At 40.9% G+C, this 16,306-nt stretch carries 13 protein-coding genes; 3 read left to right on the forward strand and 10 right to left on the reverse strand.

Features of this window, described 5'->3' with window-relative positions:
• Window positions 1–74: 74 nt before the first annotated feature.
• Window positions 75–1,334, forward strand: coding sequence for a saccharopine dehydrogenase family protein (locus BMX21_RS11060; protein ID WP_022759178.1), 1,260 nt, complete (start codon window positions 75–77; stop codon window positions 1,332–1,334).
• Between the two features lie 61 nt (window positions 1,335–1,395).
• Here BMX21_RS11060 and BMX21_RS11065 read toward each other — a convergent pair whose 3' ends face one another.
• Window positions 1,396–2,085: a GNAT family N-acetyltransferase gene (locus BMX21_RS11065; protein WP_330390205.1), complete on the reverse strand. Its 690-nt coding sequence runs from the start codon at window positions 2,083–2,085 to the stop codon at window positions 1,396–1,398.
• A 200-nt stretch (window positions 2,086–2,285) separates the two neighbouring features.
• Here BMX21_RS11065 and BMX21_RS11070 point away from each other — a divergent pair, with 200 nt between their 5' ends.
• Window positions 2,286–3,068: an alpha/beta hydrolase gene (locus BMX21_RS11070; RefSeq protein ID WP_092044276.1), complete on the forward strand. Its 783-nt coding sequence runs from the start codon at window positions 2,286–2,288 to the stop codon at window positions 3,066–3,068.
• Window positions 3,069–3,133: 65 nt separating this feature from the next.
• The gene (feoB, locus tag BMX21_RS11075) at window positions 3,134–5,437 is read left to right on the forward strand and encodes a ferrous iron transport protein B (protein WP_092044277.1); all 2,304 of its coding nucleotides are present in this window, start codon (window positions 3,134–3,136) and stop codon (window positions 5,435–5,437) included.
• Here feoB and BMX21_RS11080 read toward each other — a convergent pair.
• The 9 genes from BMX21_RS11080 to BMX21_RS11120 form a co-directional block, all read right to left on the reverse strand.
• Window positions 5,426–6,343 (reverse strand): LysR family transcriptional regulator, encoded by a 918-nt coding sequence (locus tag BMX21_RS11080; RefSeq protein ID WP_092044278.1) that lies wholly within the window; start codon window positions 6,341–6,343, stop codon window positions 5,426–5,428. The two genes, feoB and BMX21_RS11080, sit on opposite strands and share 12 nt — an antisense overlap.
• 430 nt (window positions 6,344–6,773) lie before the next feature.
• Window positions 6,774–7,520 (reverse strand): ABC transporter ATP-binding protein, encoded by a 747-nt coding sequence (locus tag BMX21_RS11085; RefSeq protein WP_092044279.1) that lies wholly within the window; start codon window positions 7,518–7,520, stop codon window positions 6,774–6,776.
• 101 nt (window positions 7,521–7,621) lie between these two features.
• Complete coding sequence (locus tag BMX21_RS11090) at window positions 7,622–8,818, reverse strand: ABC transporter permease (RefSeq protein ID WP_177174012.1); 1,197 nt, start codon at window positions 8,816–8,818, stop codon at window positions 7,622–7,624.
• Window positions 8,793–9,236 (reverse strand): DUF4418 family protein, encoded by a 444-nt coding sequence (locus BMX21_RS11095; protein WP_092044283.1) that lies wholly within the window; start codon window positions 9,234–9,236, stop codon window positions 8,793–8,795. Before BMX21_RS11095 ends, BMX21_RS11090 begins: the two co-directional genes overlap by 26 nt.
• Before the next feature lie 38 nt (window positions 9,237–9,274).
• Window positions 9,275–10,054, reverse strand: coding sequence for an ABC transporter ATP-binding protein (locus BMX21_RS11100; RefSeq protein ID WP_092044285.1), 780 nt, complete (start codon window positions 10,052–10,054; stop codon window positions 9,275–9,277).
• 112 nt (window positions 10,055–10,166) lie between these two features.
• Window positions 10,167–11,249 (reverse strand): ABC transporter permease, encoded by a 1,083-nt coding sequence (locus BMX21_RS11105; protein WP_092044287.1) that lies wholly within the window; start codon window positions 11,247–11,249, stop codon window positions 10,167–10,169.
• 299 nt (window positions 11,250–11,548) lie between these two features.
• Window positions 11,549–12,640 (reverse strand): ABC transporter substrate-binding protein, encoded by a 1,092-nt coding sequence (locus BMX21_RS11110; RefSeq protein ID WP_027218426.1) that lies wholly within the window; start codon window positions 12,638–12,640, stop codon window positions 11,549–11,551.
• Between the two features lie 91 nt (window positions 12,641–12,731).
• Window positions 12,732–14,054 (reverse strand): O-acetylhomoserine aminocarboxypropyltransferase/cysteine synthase family protein, encoded by a 1,323-nt coding sequence (locus BMX21_RS11115; protein ID WP_092044427.1) that lies wholly within the window; start codon window positions 14,052–14,054, stop codon window positions 12,732–12,734.
• A 432-nt stretch (window positions 14,055–14,486) separates the two neighbouring features.
• Window positions 14,487–16,079 (reverse strand): glycoside hydrolase family 43 protein, encoded by a 1,593-nt coding sequence (locus tag BMX21_RS11120; RefSeq protein WP_177174013.1) that lies wholly within the window; start codon window positions 16,077–16,079, stop codon window positions 14,487–14,489.
• Window positions 16,080–16,306 lie beyond the last annotated feature (227 nt).

Raw genomic sequence — 16,306 nt, forward strand, 5'->3', positions numbered from 1 at the left:
TCATCGATCCAATTATCCATTTATAAGTTTAGATCAAATTATATCTATGCCTTTGATGGCAGAAAGGAACTACTATGTCCAGATTACTTATAATCGGATGCGGCGGTGTCGCACAGGTAGCAATTGCAAAATGTTGTCAGAACAGTGATGTATTTACAGAGATATGCATCGCTTCAAGAACCAAGTCCAAGTGCGACGATGTTGCAGCAAAGCTCAAAGATACTACCAAAACAAAAATAACCACAGCACAGATTGACGCTGAAGACGTACCTGCTCTTACAGCTCTTATCAAGGAATATAAACCTGATGCAGTCCTTAATGTGGCTCTTCCTTATCAGGATCTTACTATCATGGATGCCTGCCTTGAAGCCGGCGTTCACTATATAGATACAGCTAACTACGAGCCTGAAGATACAGATGATCCAGCGTGGAGGAAGATCTACGAAGCAAGATGCAAGGAAGCCGGCTTCTCTGCTTATTTTGATTACAGCTGGCAGTGGGCTTATGAAGATAAGTTCAAGAACGCAGGACTTACAGCACTTCTCGGAACAGGATTCGACCCAGGTGTAACATCTGTATTTGCTGCATATGCCAAGAAACACTATTTCGATACAATTGATACAATCGATATCCTCGATTGCAACGGCGGTGATCATGGATATGCATTTGCAACTAACTTCAATCCTGAGATCAATCTTCGTGAAGTATCAGCTCCAGGATCCTACTGGGAAGATGGTCACTGGGTAGAGATCCCTGCCATGAGCATAAAGAGAGAATATAACTTCGATCAGGTTGGTATGAAGGATATGTACCTGCTCCATCACGAAGAGATCGAAGCACTTGCCAAGAATATGCCTGAAGTTAAGCGTATCCGCTTCTTTATGACATTCGGACAGAGCTACCTCGATCACATGAGATGTCTAGAAGACGTAGGAATGCTCTCAACAACTCCTATCAAGTTCCAGGGACAGGAGATCGTTCCGATCCAGTTCCTCAAAGCTCTTCTTCCTGATCCTGCTACTCTCGGACCAAGAACTAAGGGCAAGACCAATATAGGTTGTATCTTCACAGGTAAAAAAGATGGTAAAGAGAAAAAGATCTACATCTATAACGTATGTGACCATGAAGAATGCTATAAGGAAGTTGGTTCACAGGCAATCAGCTATACAACAGGTGTTCCTGCAATGATCGGTTCTATGATGGTCGTATCAGGCCTTTGGAATAAGCCGGGTGTATTCACAACTGACCAATTCGATCCCGATCCATACATGGAAGCACTGAACAAGTGGGGCCTTCCATGGGTAGTTGAAGAAAACCCTGTACTTGTTGATTAAAAACAAACTTGTACTTAAAAAGTACGCCACCCATCACTGAAATAGGTGGCGTACTTTTTCATTAATTCAGCATTGGGTATGGGATGATGTCCTTTGCATCTGTCTGGTGCTGAGCTATTATTTTCTCCATCCAGACCATGTCATACCAGCGGGAGAATTTGTAACCGCATCTGGTAAATCGGCCTATGAGTTTGTAACCCATGTGGTCATGGAAATTAATGCTGTTATTGGTCAGGTATTCGTCTTCTTTTTCAGGAGCTCCTATGCAGGCATATAGGTTGGTGATACCCTGCTTATAAGATATATCTTCAAGTATCTCATAGAGTTTTCTTCCAAGGCCAAGTCCTTTGCATCTATCAGAAAGATATATGGACATCTCAGCTGACCACTCGTAGGCTTTCCTTACATGGAAGGCACTTGTATATGCATAGCCTATGATACGGCCATCCTGCTCTACAACAAGATATGGATATTTGGCACTGATATTTTTGATTCTGTCTGTAAATTCCTCTACAGAAGGGACCTCGTACTCGAATGTTATCGCCGTCTTTTCAACATAAGGTCTGTAGACTTCTACAAGTTCAGGTGCATCCATAAGGCTTACTTCTCTTATGACGATGTCTTTATCTTTATATATTATCTTTTTCTTATCATATAATTTTTTTTCTTTATTCATATCTTTATCCATATAATAATCTCTATCAGCTTCCCTATTATACATATTGATCTGTGCCTTATTGTCTTTGGTCATCCTGCCACCTCCAAGTAAGGGCCTTACCGCCTATATATATCTATATATATCTATATATGTGCTATAATGCGCCATTATAGCACATATAGCAACTGTCAATGAGCACAATTTGTGTTATACTAACAATCGGAAACTTTCTTGATTTTCAAGGGTTTCTATTCTAGTAAGAAAGCATGGTCAAAAGCCAACAAGTATAAGCTATGAAAACATCCAATAAAGTATCTAAAACAAAAATAATAAAATACATCTCACTTGCGCTATTACTGATAATAATAGGATCAGCAATAGCATTTAAGATATATTCTCTAAACTATTACAAGGCTGATACTACCACTATTTCTGAGATAGAAGCACAAGGAAAAGCCGCTGTTTTAGACTATGATGATGACACTCTTTTGTTCATCCCACAAGACAAAGACTTAGTGAAGGCCGGAATTGTTTTTTATCCTGGAGGTAAGGTTGAATATACCGCCTACTCAGGGCTTATGTACGAACTTGCAGGAAGAGGATTTGTATGCATTCTTACCAGGATGCCTGAAAATCTGGCATTTCTTGATATCGGAGCAGCCTCCGGCTATGGGGATGTGATATCAGAGGTTTCCACATGGTATATGGCAGGCCACTCTCTAGGCGGCGTTGCAGCCGGCATATATATAAGCGAGCAGGTTCAAAGTGGCAATGATATGCCCTATGATGGCATAATCCTTCTTGCTTCATATATTACCAAGGACCTATCTGAAACTGATCTAAGATTATTGTCAATCTATGGTTCCAATGATAGCGTTATTAAAATGGAAAACTATGAAAATGGTAAATCCAACTGGCCGTCAGATGCTGCTGAATATGTGATTGACGGCGGTATACATTCGTATTTTGGATGCTATGGTATCCAGGCAGGGGATGGTGAACCTTCTATCACCAATATTGAGCAGATCGATCAAACAGCCGATATTATTGAAGAATGGGTCACTATGTCAGAATAAAAAGCTCAGGGCATTAGTATTTTATAATGGCATATAAAAATACAGACTTTTTATGGTAGGTTATTATGAGACTTAACGAGTTAAAGATTGGCGAGAAAGCCAGAATAGATGTAGTAGGAGGCAGGGGTGCCACAAGGCAGCATTTCCTCGATATGGGCGTAATCCCGGGTGCTAAGCTTGAAATAGTAAAATATGCACCTATGGGAGATCCTGTAGAGATCAGAATCCACGGCTATGAACTTACTCTGCGTCTTGATGATGCAAAGCAGATTGAAATAACCAAAGTTGATACTATAGAGGAAGAAGGCTCTGGTCAAAAGGCAAAAGCTCCAAAGGAAGATAAAATAGTCCTTCCTAAAGACAGAATTCTCAAATTCGCTCTTGTAGGTAATCAGAATTGTGGTAAGACTACCCTTTTTAACAGACTTACAGGATCCAATCAGCATGTAGGTAACTTCCCGGGTGTAACTGTAGACAGAAAAGACGGTTCTATCATAGGCTATCCCAACACTGTCATCACTGATCTTCCCGGAATATATTCCATGTCTCCATATTCAAGCGAAGAGCTTGTATCCAGGAATTTCGTACTTCTTGATAAGCCTGATGCGATCATCAACATAGTCGATGCTACCAATATTGAAAGGAATCTGTATCTGACAATGCAGCTTCTGGAGATGGATCGTCCTATGGTAGTAGCCCTTAATATGATGGACGAACTCACCGGCAATGGAGGTTCCATCAACATCAAGAAGATGACACAGATGCTGGGAGTCCCTGTTGTGCCTATATCTGCTGCCAAGAATTCGGGTGTTGATGAACTGATACATCAGGCTCTGACTGTTGCCAAGAACAAAACGCTTCCCGCAAAGCAGGACTTCTGCCTTGAAGATGAGAATGGAGGCGCAGTTCACAGATGCCTTCACGGCGTAGCCCACTTCATAGAAGACCATGCTACAAGCAGAGATCTTCCTGTTAGATTTGTAGCCAGCAAGATAATCGAAGGTGACAAACAGATAATACGACAGCTGGGCCTTGACCAGAACGAGCTTGAAACCCTTGAGCATATAACTATCCAGATGGAAAAAGAGCGCAACCTTGACAGGAGCGCTGCTATTGCTGATATGCGCTTTGCATACATAGGAAGAGTCAGTAAGGAATGCGTCAAGAAACCTCATGAGAGTAAAGAAAGAATCCGTAGTGAGAAAATAGATAAAATCCTGACCGGCAAATATACCGCAATCCCTGTTTTCATACTGATAATGGGTCTTGTCTTCTATCTTACCTTTAATGTTATAGGAGCAATCCTTCAGGAATGGCTTGAACTTGGCATTGATTCCTTATCACAAGTTACCGAAAAGCTCCTTATATCCCTTCATGTCAACAAGGTAATACAAAGCCTTGTTATTGATGGTATATTCGCGGGAGTAGGAAGCGTACTCAGCTTCCTTCCTATAGTCGTCGTCATGTTCTTCTTTCTATCACTACTTGAAGACAGCGGCTATATCGCGAGAGTTGCCTTTTTTATGGACAAACTCCTTAGAAAAATAGGTCTTTCAGGAAGAAGTATTGTTCCGCTCCTTATAGGTTTTGGTTGTACAGTTCCGGCTGTCATGTCCACGCGTACTCTTCCAAGTGAACGAGACCGCAAGATGACTATAATCCTCACTCCTTTTATGAGCTGTACAGCTAAGCTTCCGATCTATGCCTTTTTTGTAAATGCATTCTTCCCGGGCAGAGGCGGATTTATAATGACAGGTCTGTACGTTCTTGGCATAGCAGTCGGAATCCTTATGGCTCTCATATACAGGACCTTCATCTTCAAGGGTGAAGCTGTTCCTTTTGTTATGGAGCTTCCAAATTACAGACTTCCGGGACTTCAGAGTACCTTCCAGCTTATGTGGGAGAAGGCCAAAGACTTCCTCCAGAGAGCTTTCACTGTCATCTTCTTTGCAACGATCATAGTGTGGTTCCTGCAGAGTTTTAATTTCTACTTTGACCTGGTAGAAGATTCTGCCGATAGTATCATTGCCTTTATTGCAGGTATTATCGCTCCTGTACTGCGTCCCCTTGGGCTTGGCGACTGGAGGATAGTAACTGCTCTTATCAGCGGATTTATGGCCAAGGAAAGCGTAGTATCTGTTATGGAGATACTCTTTGGCTCTCAGGGCGGTGTATCAGCTGTACTTACACCTATCAGTGCAGGTGCACTCCTTATATTCAGCCTTTTGTACACACCCTGCGTTGCTGCAGTTGCTTCTATCAAAAGAGAACTGGGCGTCAAATGGGCAGGCGCCGTTATAATCTGGCAGTGCACAGTTGCATGGATAGTCGCATTTATATTTAAACTCGTTATCGGATTATTCTTCTGATGGAGCAGCTTTATAGAGCTCCTCAACGAATCTTTTGCCTATCTCGCTAAGGCCGTCTTTATGGATATAGCCTATCTCCATAGAGCTGTATGGAAGGTGAGCGCTTTCTCTAAGAGGTATAACCTTGTAATCGCTCCATCCTACAGCTCCTCTGACAGCGCCTGAGCAGAAAGTAAATCCATCTAGTTTGTTCATTATCTGAAGCATGGATGCCCTGTCAGAAACCTTGATAGTATACGGATAATCCTGCTCACCAAATATCTCTTCAGCCATATATAAAGGACTGTCCTTGCCCTGTTCATAGGTCAGAAGAGGATATTTGGTTATATTTTCATAGTCTATTATGTCCCTGTCTGCAAGTGGATGATTTTTGCCAAGATATACATAGAATCTGCAGCTTACGATCTTCTTATAGGTCAGGGTATTGTCTACAAAAAGCTTCTTTAAAGCTTCTTTGTTAAAATCACTAAGGAACAAAACTCCTATCTCGCTTACTGATGAGCTTACATCTTCTATTATCTTGGAAGTTGTAGTTTCAAGAATTGAAAAATGATATGTTGAAGCATCATAGTTTTTGACTGTATCTGAAAATGCTTCGCATACAAATGAATAGTGCTGTGTTGAGACGCTGAATATCTTTTTGGTATTACCTTTGCCATCATATCGCCATATGAGCTGATCATACTGATCACAGACTTTTTTGGCATAAAAAAGAAAGTCGGAGCCTTCACCTGTAAGGTTAACGCCCTTATTGGTTCTGTTAAAGATAGTGATCCCTGACTCTTCTTCAAGTCCTCTTATAGTATTGGTAAGTGTGGGCTGTGATATAAAAAGGCTCTCTGCTGCCTTGTTCATAGAGCCTGTCTGTGCCACAACCATTGCATATCGTAGCTGCTGTAGTGTCATCCAAAATCCCCTTAATAACTCAAAGTTCCCGCTTTGAGTGGACCAGCATTCCCAAAGCCTTTACAGTGGGAGGCAGTATATAAATCATTGTCACACTGTTAATCATTTTATGAATTCATGGCATGATATCTGCAAATTTTTATTCTGGGGTCCAAACTCGCTGCGCTCAGACATGTGGACCCCGGGCAGAATAAAAATCTCCATCTATCACGCTCATGAATTCTATAAAATGATTAAAAAGTGTGACAATGATTTATATACTGCCTCCCACTGTAAAGGTTTTGGGAATGCTGGTCTGTCTAAGTGAGAAGTTTAAGTTGATAACTTTTATTTTGGATAATATGCTAACATCTATAAATAAAATTGTCTTAGTCCAAAAAGATATATCCGGTAATAGACTAGGGCTATAAGCTGTAATCCCAGCCTTACATCAGGCAGATAGCGCCAGTGCTCCCGCATCCATCCTATATACTATATCTGCGTAATTATATGCCGTTTCTTCATGAGTTACGATTACAACTGCTGCGTCGTCTCTGGCCTTTTGTCTTAGAAGTTCAAAGACGATTTTGGTATTATGGTCATCAAGATCTCCTGTTGGTTCATCTGCAAATATTACAGAAGGATCATTGATAAGAGCTCTTGCAATTGCACATCTTCTGATCTCTCCGCCTGATAACTGACTAGGAAGATAATCCGCGCGGTCAAGAAGACCTAAAGTACTGATAAGATCGTCTGCTCTTTTGGTACAACTTCCTGCATTATTCTCATTTGATGTAGCATTCGCATTCACCGCTTTAACACCACTGGTATTTGCACTTCGCTTACTCTCTCTTGCAGGAAGAAGTATATTCTCTCTTACTGTAAGGCCGCTTATAAGGCTCTGTCCTTGGGGGATGAATCCGATATTTTGATTTCTAAATTCTGAAAAAATATCATCCTTTTGCTTATAAATATCAATATCATCGTACAAAACAGTTCCCTCTGACGGCTTCAACAGTCCTGCAAGCACGCTTAAAAGTGTAGTCTTCCCGCTTCCGGATCTACCAAAGATAACTGTTACCTTGCCTGGAACTATAGTTATATCTACTGGATCTATGATATTTATAACATTATCTTTTCTGCCTTTTTTGGCATTCTGAGTATATGATACCGATATATCTTGTGCTTTTATTATCATAATAAAGATCATCCCCTTTGGTCATGAATGATATATATACTGTCCATTTCTGCAAGGCCTTTGGTGTTGCTACACCGTCCAAGTGGGAAGTTTGCCCCCCTTTATTCTCTTAGTATCTTTGCAGTATCTACAGATACAGCCTTGTATGCTGATATAAGCCCTGATACTGCTCCTATAAAGACAACGCCGGCAAAGGTTATTAAGATATAGTATGCTGCGGTGAAAGCGCCGGGCAACAGATACGGAAGGTCAAGTTTTGTACCTATAAGTACACTAAATGAATACATGACAGCTCCTGTCATTATAATGCCTATAAGACTTCCAATCACACCAAGTATAAGAGCTTCTGACATAACAAGGATTCCAAGCCTTTTTCTAGATACTCCTATAACTCTAAGAGCTGCAAATTCTCTCTTCCTCTCACCTGTTATGATATAGAAAGCTGCTATAAGTATTACTGCCGCAAATACCCATATTGTTTTGATCAACAACGAGATCGCGGCAGATATTATTCCCAGCCTGTCCGAGGTAGAAGTCATCATGGTCTTGGATCTGACCGCTTTGACTTCGTTATGGCCAAGATTAATATCAGATACTATAGAATCAATGTCATATCCGTCTTTGATATCAATATATACAGAAGATATAACATCATCCGGGCTTTGCTTTGATAATATGCTTATCCCCTTATCCTGTGCTGCACCTATCAAAGTCTTAACCGTATCACCTGTTGTATATACTGCCGTATCAAGTCCTGTTCCGGTCTTTTCAAGCTTGCCAACTACAAGAAACTCCTTGCCATATAGTTTTAGCGTATGTCCTACTCTTGTAGAGAGCATGGATCCAACTATTATCTCATTGTCTTTAAGTACTCCCTTGTAACTTTCATGAAGCCATGGCTTAATAGTAAAATCCGTCTTTTCATCAAATCCTATTATCTGAACCTTGACACTGCAGCAGTCTGCATTGGCAGAAACAAGAAAGTACTGCGCTGATATCTTGTCTACTCCTTCTATATTTTCAAGTTCACTTAGTATACTCTTGTCCATATAGAAGTATCCTGGTGTCCCCTGAAGAAGGAGGTTTTTAAGGTCAACTTCAGATTCTGCATCCTTGGGAAGTACGATAATATCTGATCCCAGTCTTTCGTTAAGGCTATCAAGTCCGTTATTTAGACTCTTTATAAAAAGACTCCCTCCAAACAATGCTATTGTCAAAACCACGAGTATTATAAGAAGTCCCGCAGTTCTTTTTTTATGCATTATTATGTTTTTAAGCGGCAGTTTCCTTATGTTCACTTTGAAGCTCCCCGTTTTCTTTCTTGATAATACTAATGACAACATCTGCCACTGATACGATAAATGTAAGTCCGCTAAAAACTCTTACTGCAGGCTTAAAGATACTGATACATCTCATACTGCTCATCATGCAAAGTGAAAAAACTGTTCCGGGAACGAAGAATAAGCCTATTACGAGCGGTATCTGTGAGATGGTTATACCAAGCCTTACTTTATCATTCCTTATGATAAGAGACGCAAGTGCCTGTATACTAAGAACTGTTCCAAAAAGTGTTACGGCAAGCTGGGCATAATGGCAGGCCATCACATGCTCTTCTGACACGGGGCATGCTGCAAATGCAGTAAATGACCCGATTGCAATTACAAGAGCAAGAACAAGTTCAATTAGCTTTATATAATTCTTTTTAATATAATCCATGTTTATAATCTTCCTTTTCCATCATTTTATTTCATTCTTTAAATATTGTATTCCGGCTGGGGACTTGCCTGAGCCAGTTCGAAGAATTCGAGGATCTGTCGTCTCATCTCAAGGAATGATGCGCTTCCTCTCTGCCTTGGCCTTGACAGATCAACATCTATTATCTTACTGATCTTACCGGGTCTTGGAGTCATGATAACTATCCTGTCGCTTAGATATATAGCCTCATCAATATCATGAGTTACCAGTATCATGGTAGTCCCATCCCTCTTCCACAGCTCCAGTAGTTTGTCCTGAAGATCAGCTCTAGTAAAAGAGTCAAGAGCTCCCATAGGCTCATCCAGAAGAAGCGCTTTAGGTTCATTGATAAGCGCTCTTGCTATAGCCACTCTCTGCGCCATACCACCTGATATCTGGTGAGGATAGGACTTTTCAAAGCCCTTAAGGCCTACAAGATCTATATAGTTTGCGATAGTATCCTTTTTCTTCCTATAGACCTTTCTGGCCCTTAATCCGTAGGCTATATTGTTCCTGACACTAAGCCATGGAAAAAGGCTCCCTTGCTGGAACACATATCCTCTTGACGGATCTGCGCCTGTGATCGGTACGCCGTCTATAAACAGCTCTCCGTTTTGAGGCTTATCAAGTCCTGCTATAAGACGAAGAAGTGTCGTCTTGCCGCATCCGGAAGGGCCTATTATAGATATAAACTCACCTGGCTTTATCTCCAGATTTACATCCTTTAGAGCTTCAACCTTGTTTCCATCAGAATCTTTGTATATACGATTAACATTCCTTATGTTGATAGAACTTTTCATAAATAACCTCATTCTTTAACCTCATGTCGCGAGCAAAGCGAGTGACTAATGGTTCAAATTGATGGAGCTAGCGACATCAATTTGGGTTTGAAAGTGGGACACTTTCAAACTTTTACACCTTAACAACTCCCTGCTGCCATCTAAGAACTCTTTTCCTTATAAGACCTATTAAGAAATTGATAAAAGAAAAAAGAACAGCCATGATAACAATCGCAGCAAGAACCTTATAATATGCACTCCATACCTTGGACTGGTTAATATAATAGCCAAGACCGCCTGGCTGACCCAGCATCTCGCTCATTACAAGGGTTGTAAACGCCATAGCATTGGCAGAACCTATGCCGGTGAAGATATCAGGCATTGCATGAGGTATAGCAACATGAAGTATCTGATTGATCTGACCTCCGCCGAGAACTCTTGCAGCTTCATAGCTTTGCTTTGGAGTACTTTGTATACCCTGAGCTGTAAGGAATGCAATCTGAAACCATGCGCATATTACGATCAGAAATACAGCTGCGCTAAAAGAAGTAGGTAGAAGTGTAAGAGCAAAAGGCATCCAGGCAACCGCAGGTACTACTCCTGTTATCTTAAGAACAGGGAATACCCAGTAATATACCTTCGGAAACCATCCGATCAGTATACCGGTTCCGACTCCCAGAAGTACGCCGCAGCTAAAACCTGCAGCATAAAGTCTTATCGAATACAGCGTATTCTGGACTATGTAGCTTCCATCAGCGATATAGGCTTCTATGATCTGGGCCGGTCCCGGGAAAAAAGGCTGTGCAAAGATCTGTATCTTAGTCCCTCCTATATCCCATATAGCAAGAGCTATTCCCAGAAAGAACCTGAATGCGGCATTCTTGGCATATAGCTTTCTTCTATCTTTTTGAAAAAGTGATATGATTCCTGATATTCCATATATGAGAATAAGTGCTATAAGTACTACTATATAAGCACTGTTCATATTGAAACCAATCTTCAGATTCAAAAGATTTAGCGTATATGTCTTAAACTCTACATCAGCCTTTTGAGGGAATAGGATATTGACCAGGATAGCTGCTACAAATCCTGATATTGTAAATAAAATCTTTAGAAGCATATATTTCGTATTCTTATAATTATAAATACTGTTATCAATGTTTTTTATATCACTACGCTTTTGCCTGGCTGTTTTGATCGCAACTTCTACGTCCATATCAATCCTCTGATAAAGATTTGTTCTCACAGACAATCTTTATAATGATAGTCCGTGAGAACACAACAACTACTTCATTTGCATATTAAGAGGTAGGTGTCAAAAGTTCCTTTTGACACCATATGACTACCGGATTGTTCCGTTTCTTCGAAACTCTCACAATCCTCAAACATTCGCAAATCCGCACTACGTGCTACTTTGCTCATGTTTGGCGGGTCATAAATTCATATTCGATTTCGAGCAAGCTCGAATCGAAATGACTTTTGACCCTTACGTCATATTAATATTTTTTATTTCAATCAGTTACCCACATCAACTTTCTGATATACGGTATCAGTAAACTCTTCGGGATCCGTTTTTAGATAGCCGATGTCATACAGGCCACCTGCAAAATATCTCACATTATCTTCTACAGTCTCATCCCAGTTATCTGCATGCTGCGTTGCTGACGGATAGCCGTAGCTCTTTATAAGCTCTACTGCAAGGTCCTTATCTTCAATAGCAGCATAGTTCTTCTCTACGATGATATTGACTGCTTCTTCGGGATTCTCATATATCCATTCCTGAGCTTTCCTATAAGCTCGAAGGAGTGCCGCAACTTCTTCGGGATTTTCTTCAAGCACCTTGGTAGAGGCATATAGGAAGCAGCAGAATCTGTCCTTAAAATATTCATCCGTTCCAAGGTCGAAGATGATCTTCACATCTCCTGCCTTCTCATGGATTGATCCAAGTGGATCCCAAAGAGCTGCAACGTCTATCTCTCCGCTTGAAAGTGCCTCAAACTCAAGGTTACCGTCAGAATACGGAAGGAATGTCACCTCACCATTAGCAGGATCTGCAGATATACCTGCATTTTCAAGCCATAAGCTTGCAACCTGGTGAGGTGTTCCGCCTATCTCATCCACACCAATCTTCTTGCCCTTCAAATCCTCCACGGTCTCTATATCAGAATCAGGCTTTACTGCGAACTTGATGCATCCCTCATGAAGTCCGTCTACGACCTTAACATCTATTCCATTCTCGATAGATGGGAAGAACTGGAAATCCCCGTTTACAATCGGTATACTGCCGTTGTTAAGCCCGATCTTCCTGGTCTCAAAGTCTGCTGATATCAGTGTTACGTCGAATCCCTCTTCGGCAAAATATCCATTTTCATAGGCAATATAAATAGGCGCTCCGCAAAGGGCTCCGTCCTTGCCCGGGATATCGATCTTGCCATACTTGTAGTCTCCATCAGATACAGCATCTGCAGATCCTGCAGTATTAGAATCAGCTGTAGCTACCTTTTCATCTTCTATAACGCTTTCATTAGAAGTCACTGAGCAGGCTGTCAGAAGTGAAAGTGATAGTCCGACACAGACTACCTTTTTAAACAAATTTATACTTTTCATATTCATCCTCTTTTGAAATAAACTTGTCAGAGCGCTTCTATGCATTTATATAAGCGCCTGACGATCCCAATAATCAAGCTCCCATAAAGCCTTATGCTGCAGAGCTGTCTGCATCTAAAAGCCCTGCCGCCTTAAAGGCCTGATCCAGATCTTTAATAAGATCGTTAACATCCTCAAGACCTACTGAGATCCTGATAAGATTTGCAGGGATATCTGCAAGTTCTTTTTCCTCATCTGTAAGTTCACTGTGAGTAGTATCCGGTGAGTTTACTATAAGTGAACGCACATCTCCAAGATTTACAAGATAATGGAAGAGCTTAAGATTATTAAGGAAAAGAGCTTCCTGTTCCTTACTTCCCTTTATCCCGAAAGAAAGAAGTCCTCCGCCGCCTCTTGTAAGATGCTTGTCCGCAACTTCTTTATACTTATATGAGCTGAGCTTAGGATAGCGAACCCACTCAACTGCAGGTGAACTTTCAAGATACTCAGCGATCTTAAGAGCGTTTGAACTCTGCTTAGCTACTCTTTCTGAAAGGGTCTCAAGACCAAGGATTCCAAGATATGCATCATTGGGTGAAAGCGCTGCTCCAAGAAGGTTAAGGTATACAAGTGTTGCACGGAATATGAAGAAGTTATCCGGGAACACATCCTTAGGACTCTTGCCCTTAAGCATTACGATAGGTTCGTAGAACTGAGGATATTTATCTTCTGTATAGTAGTCGAGCTTATCATTATCAAGGATGAGACCTGCAATGATATTGCCGTGTCCTGTAAGACCCTTGGTTGCAGAATATACTACGATGTCAGCTCCGTGTTCAAGTGGTCTGTATATGTAAGGAGTTGCTACTGTATTATCAACAACAACAGGTACGCCGTACTTATGAGCTACCTTGGATATAGCATCTATATCAGGAAGATATGCATTGGGATTGGATATTGACTCAAGGAATATTCCCTTTATGTCATCTCCTTCAGATAACTCCTTATCAAGTGCCACAGGATCAAGGACATTTCTTGTAAGCTTTATCTTCACTCCAACTTCAGGGAAGAGTCTGTCGAAACTGTCTATTGTTCCTCCATACAGATAAGGTGAAGCAAGGATTGTTCCGCCCTTAGCTGCAAGATTTAGAAGTGTGAATGTGATAGCAGCCATTCCTGATCCAACAGCTACAGCGTTCTTAGCTCCTTCAAGCGCCTTAACTCTTTCAGAAAAATAAGTTACAGTAGGATTTCCAACTCTTGTATAAAGATATCCTGCTTCTTTATAAGTAAAAAGATTCTCAGCATGCTCTGTGTCTCTAAAGTCAAACGCTGCTGTGTGATAGATCGGAGGTGAAACTGAATACTTGTTATCTGCTGAATCATAACCTGCCAAAATCTTCAAAGTATCAAAACCGTATTCTCTGTCTGCCATAATCATTACTTCCTTTCTAACTCTTGTGTGCTTGTTACTACTAATACATCTGCAAGCTAAACTTTAATGTCTTGCCGCATTTGTATGTACTTAGTTGCCTGGGTGGTTCGTTAGTTGTTTGGGTGATTTGTTAATTGTTAGAACTTATATTGCCATCGTAATGAATATGCGTCCATAACCGATTGCTGATAGTTGCTATAAATATATTTAAGTGGTATAGGCGTAATTTTGAGCGGTTATAAACTCAAACCTACTACTTAGACGTCTCAGTATCATCAAGGAATTTACAAAGACATATAGTACAAATGGGAGGTTTTAGTTTATAAATAAGCCAAAAATCCCTCGGCTTTGTTATAAGCCGAGGGATTTTGTATTAACATTTTAGAGATATTAACTTTTATATTATGACTTGTGACCCTTACGTCATATTATTTATTCACATACCCATGAATCTATGCTTACATCTCCTGCAGCTGTAAAGAAGAGATTTTGAACACCTTCAAGACCTGAGGCTTCTGCTGTTACTTCAATAAGATCACTAGAAGAAGGTACAAATACATATGCAACTGCTTCTCCATCTGCAGACTCAGTTGTTACACGGATCCATGTATCTTCAGGGGCCTTAACCGTAAGCTTTATAGTAGCAGCTCCTGATCCAAAGTCTACGCCTGATACTCCCGCCCAGTCGCCTTTTGATAACTTAAGAAGAGTATCACCGCTTCCTTCAAATGAAGCTCCGCCCTGCCATGCTAACGCGCTTGCACGACTTATGCTATAGGCATCTACGCTGCAAAGCTGCTCAACACCTTCAAGTGTACCCTTGGCATCACCAAAGAGGCCATCCTCCATAGGGAGCTTGTCTACATGTGTGGTTCTGTAACCCAGCATCTCGCCGTACATCTTCTTGTTAAGATATTCTGCGTGATAGAAGATATACTGCTGATCATTGAAAGTGATGATAGTATGATGGTTATTGCCTGTTGTTCCGAAGAAATCTCCGGGATTATTAAAACATGTTCCCTGATAGGTGAATGGTCCAAGAGGCGATTTAGAAGTCATATATCCTATCCTTGCATTACCATAAGGGCCGCCTGACCAGTTAGTACAATATGAATAGTAATATGTATCACCTATTTTATTGATGCCTGAATCTTCAAATCCCCACGGAACATCGATCTTAACAACCTCTCCGTCCAGGTGGATCATGTCATCTGCAAGTTTTACTGCTCTAAAGCTCTCAGGAGCTTCTGCCTTGCCTTCAGGAACTCCTCCTCCAAAGTAAAGATAACCTGTTCCATCATCATCTACAAGTACAGCAGGGTCGAAAAGCCATATAACTCCTTCAATACCAGGAGTATCGCGTGGTACAAGAGCCTGTCCAAGCGGATCTTCCCAAGGACCTGTGGGTGAATCTGCTGTAAGAACACCTATTCCATTACCACTATTAGCAAAATAAAGGAAGAATTTCTCCTTACCATCGATCACTTTATGACAAGCACAAGGTGCCCATGAGTTCCCCGCCCATGATGCTACGCCGCTGCCGCCTGCGACCATGATAGCACCATGATCTTCCCAGTTTACAAGGTCTTTTGATGACATCATATTAATGGTTCTGATATTGCCATATTCATTCTTGGAAGGCTTATTATCCATAGCCATACCATCATTGGTAGCATATACATAGACTCTGTCATTGTATACCATAACTCCGGGATCTGCACTAAAGCGCTGAGTCATACAAGGATTGTGATCTGTTATATCCTTGTATCCTTTTGTGAGTTCAAGGTTTTCAAATAATTCTTCTGCTTTTGATACGTCTGTTACTGTCATATTGTTTTCATCCTCTTCATATGTGTTTTCAAGGCTTTCGGCTTGTGCACTTACTTCTGTGCTATCTCCATCAGAAGCTTGACTACTGCTATTATCACCGGCTACCTTATTTATATCAGCTCCCGCCTTATTTGAAGCACATGCACATAGCAGACATGATAGTAGTACTGCCAACACCTTATATAATTTTTTCATTCCCCTATAAGCTCCCCTCATTTAGATATCTAATCTTATGCCGTATGATTATTGCCTATATTGTGATCACCTAAGGACATCATCATAGTAAAAGGCTTAAGAAGATCTTTTTACTACTAATTCATGATAAAAAAAAGCAAGGAATGAATCTTCTCATTCCTTGCCGTTTTAATGTCATAAAAGGCACTGTTTTACATTTTTACAAAAATACCTGTAGCATCCTTAGC

Origin of the sequence: Butyrivibrio sp. TB, from assembly GCF_900110805.1 — a bacterium.
GTDB lineage: Bacteria > Bacillota > Clostridia > Lachnospirales > Lachnospiraceae > Butyrivibrio > Butyrivibrio fibrisolvens_C.

Bases quoted from the DNA above. Each gene is read 5' to 3' on its own strand.
- BMX21_RS11110 (WP_027218426.1), bottom strand. From the start codon at position 12,640: ATGAAAAGTATAAATTTGTTTAAAAAGGTAGTCTGTGTCGGACTATCA.
- BMX21_RS11115 (WP_092044427.1), bottom strand. From the start codon at position 14,054: ATGGCAGACAGAGAATACGGTTTTGATACTTTGAAGATTTTGGCAGGT.
- BMX21_RS11060 (WP_022759178.1), top strand. From the start codon at position 75: ATGTCCAGATTACTTATAATCGGATGCGGCGGTGTCGCACAGGTAGCA.
- BMX21_RS11095 (WP_092044283.1), bottom strand. From the start codon at position 9,236: ATGGATTATATTAAAAAGAATTATATAAAGCTAATTGAACTTGTTCTT.
- BMX21_RS11080 (WP_092044278.1), bottom strand. From the start codon at position 6,343: ATGACACTACAGCAGCTACGATATGCAATGGTTGTGGCACAGACAGGC.
- BMX21_RS11065 (WP_330390205.1), bottom strand. From the start codon at position 2,085: ATGACCAAAGACAATAAGGCACAGATCAATATGTATAATAGGGAAGCT.
- BMX21_RS11085 (WP_092044279.1), bottom strand. From the start codon at position 7,520: ATGATAATAAAAGCACAAGATATATCGGTATCATATACTCAGAATGCC.
- BMX21_RS11105 (WP_092044287.1), bottom strand. From the start codon at position 11,249: ATGGACGTAGAAGTTGCGATCAAAACAGCCAGGCAAAAGCGTAGTGAT.
- feoB (WP_092044277.1), top strand. From the start codon at position 3,134: ATGAGACTTAACGAGTTAAAGATTGGCGAGAAAGCCAGAATAGATGTA.
- BMX21_RS11070 (WP_092044276.1), top strand. From the start codon at position 2,286: ATGAAAACATCCAATAAAGTATCTAAAACAAAAATAATAAAATACATC.
- BMX21_RS11120 (WP_177174013.1), bottom strand. From the start codon at position 16,079: ATGAAAAAATTATATAAGGTGTTGGCAGTACTACTATCATGTCTGCTA.
- BMX21_RS11100 (WP_092044285.1), bottom strand. From the start codon at position 10,054: ATGAAAAGTTCTATCAACATAAGGAATGTTAATCGTATATACAAAGAT.